This window comes from Microseira sp. BLCC-F43 (assembly GCF_041929235.1).
Taxonomy (GTDB): domain Bacteria; phylum Cyanobacteriota; class Cyanobacteriia; order Cyanobacteriales; family Aerosakkonemataceae; genus Microseira.
Genome location: NZ_JBHFNP010000156.1, coordinates 1 through 2,096, shown reverse-complemented (window position 1 = coordinate 2,096; position 2,096 = coordinate 1). Strand labels below are relative to the sequence as shown.

The following is a 2,096-nucleotide window of genomic DNA, read 5'->3' as shown; positions in this document are numbered from 1 at the left end:
GTTCCCAATCATCTGTCCCAGCTAGCAAACTGTCCCCAGCTTCTAGTGGCACAAAGGGGAAATTTCCTGATTTGACATCAGTCTGTAACATGGTTTATGTGCCTCCTGTAGGTACATCTATAGGTGGTAAAGTCGCGCTTTAGGTCTCGTACACCTTTGGCGCGGCGCTTTTTTGGTTAATCATGCCAGCATAGCAGAAGTTACATAAATTGGTCAATAGTTACATAGATTGGTAAATAGGTACATCACTTGGCATATTTGTCGATGCCAGTAGCCCAGCAACGCATAATAGATAATAGGTAGACGATTTATGCAAAATGCCTACAAATAGATCTAGAACAACTGTTAGTTTTGACCCTAGCGACTATAAGGAACTACAGGAATGGGCTGATGATGAATTCAGGTCTGTCCCTCAGTTAATCCATGTCATTATCAAAAAGGCGTTGATTGAGCGCAGACAAAAATCTTCCTCAGCTAGCAAGGACAGCAACGAAGGAAAGTAGAACAATGCAGGGGGAATTGCGTAAGCTTACGCGAGGCGTAAGCTTACGCACCCTACCCCCCATAACACAACTCGCCCAGTCTAGCCGCCGATTGGGGAATTCCTTGATTTATCAGCGTTTCCAGATACTCATCCGGCGTTTTAGGTGGATTTCTTAGTCTGCTGCGTTGTCTTTCTGCTGCGGCACAAACTGCTTCAGTACCAAGAGTAATCAGGTATAAAATAAATTCATCCGGATGCTGAGCTAAAATGCCGTAGCGTTCCAAGGCTTGTGCGGGAAAATCACTCAGATTGAAAGTTACTATGTAATCGGCATGACATCGAATAGCTGCTGCAAGGACGTGGCGATCGTTGGCGTCTGGTAGCTCTAACGTTGGAATGAATGCTTCATCATCTGTTACCAGGCAATTTTGAACGTTTGCATTCATTAAATTTTTAGTTCGTGTCAGCCGTTCTAATGTGAGTTCAGGACGGTTTTTAAGCACATTTCGCATCCACTCCGAGTGAATCTCTTCCGTCCAACGCGCTGCAAATAAATTGGTCAGTGCAAGTTCTACGAAAAGATCGCGAAGTGATGCTGAATATAAGATATTTGCATCGTAAACCGCTGTGAAATTTACCATGCTTCAATCGTATAGCCCCAGCGCTTCTGTTTCAGCAACCAACTCTTCCATTCCCTTCATCTGTTCAACCCAAATCCGCTGTTTATAATCAATCACATCTTGATACTGTATCCGATAAGCTGTTCCCTGCATCCGATAAGGGATTTCTCCAGACTTTAATAAACCGATTAAATACCCATTGGAAACACCCAAAATCTGAGCTGCTTCATACAGTTCAAGTTCTTTTCTAATAGTTTGCAACTTCACAGCATTGCCTTGACCCATCTGTGCCAAAATCTCCACCAGCAAACGCAATGCTTCTTCTGGTATTTCAACTGTTTCACCTGTAGCGTTATCTTGCATAATTTTGATAGCATAACGCGCCACTTTGTTTGGCAGATAAGATGCTAATATTTGGCCGATCGCTTGTGCAAGAGTAGCATCTTCTGCTGTAGGAAGAACGGGATCTGAAGTTGGGTATGCAGAGAGTTTCATAGATTTTTGTCTCTTGAATTTGCTACTGGATTTTAGTGGCGATAACAACCATCTTAGCAATACCAGATCGGGGAAAGTGGGACACAGATGCGTTCGCTTTCGCGAGTGCGTGCCCGTCAGCGCGAAGCGTTGGGAGGCATATCGCTATCCCCAAACACAACTGTGCGATTCGATCCCTCATGTTTCCCCATATCTATGTTGAGGCGATCGCATCCAAAATCGGCACGCGATCGCCCCCAATCCGCTTAGGGATTCACTAGAACTTGATTCTTCGAGTCAATATGCTCATCACTTGACCAGAACCGGGTGCCGGTAACAAGGGACTCCACTCGTCAATTTGAGCAAACCGAACCACGTAAAGCGTGCGAATTGTAGAATTGACTCCTCTGTGAGAACCAATTACTAGAACCCGCACCAGTTCCCAATCATCTGTCCCAGCTAGCAAACTGTCCCCAGCTTCTAGTGGCACAAAGGGGAAATTTCCTGATTTGACATCA

The 2,096-nt window shown here is 44.8% G+C and carries 3 protein-coding genes and 1 pseudogene; 1 reads left to right on the top strand and 3 read right to left on the bottom strand.

Translation table 11 applies throughout. The annotated features are described in order from the left end of the window. Positions 1 to 317: 317 nt before the first annotated feature. Complete coding sequence (locus ACE1CM_RS22195) at positions 318 to 503, top strand: hypothetical protein (protein ID WP_374880440.1); 186 nt, start codon at positions 318 to 320, stop codon at positions 501 to 503. Positions 504 to 555: 52 nt separating this feature from the next. Here the strand turns inward: ACE1CM_RS22195 and ACE1CM_RS22190 are convergent, their stop codons facing one another. The 3 genes and pseudogenes from ACE1CM_RS22190 to ACE1CM_RS22180 all read right to left on the bottom strand — a co-directional run. Further along, positions 556 to 1,125 carry a PIN domain-containing protein gene (locus tag ACE1CM_RS22190; RefSeq protein ID WP_374880438.1) on the bottom strand — a complete coding sequence of 190 codons (570 nt, stop codon included), beginning with the start codon at positions 1,123 to 1,125 and terminating at the stop codon, positions 556 to 558. 3 nt (positions 1,126 to 1,128) lie between these two features. Further along, positions 1,129 to 1,599 carry a helix-turn-helix domain-containing protein gene (locus ACE1CM_RS22185; RefSeq protein WP_374880437.1) on the bottom strand — a complete coding sequence of 157 codons (471 nt, stop codon included), beginning with the start codon at positions 1,597 to 1,599 and terminating at the stop codon, positions 1,129 to 1,131. Between the two features lie 256 nt (positions 1,600 to 1,855). Next, a pseudogene (locus ACE1CM_RS22180) lies at positions 1,856 to 2,096 on the bottom strand (hypothetical protein); the annotation flags it as partial.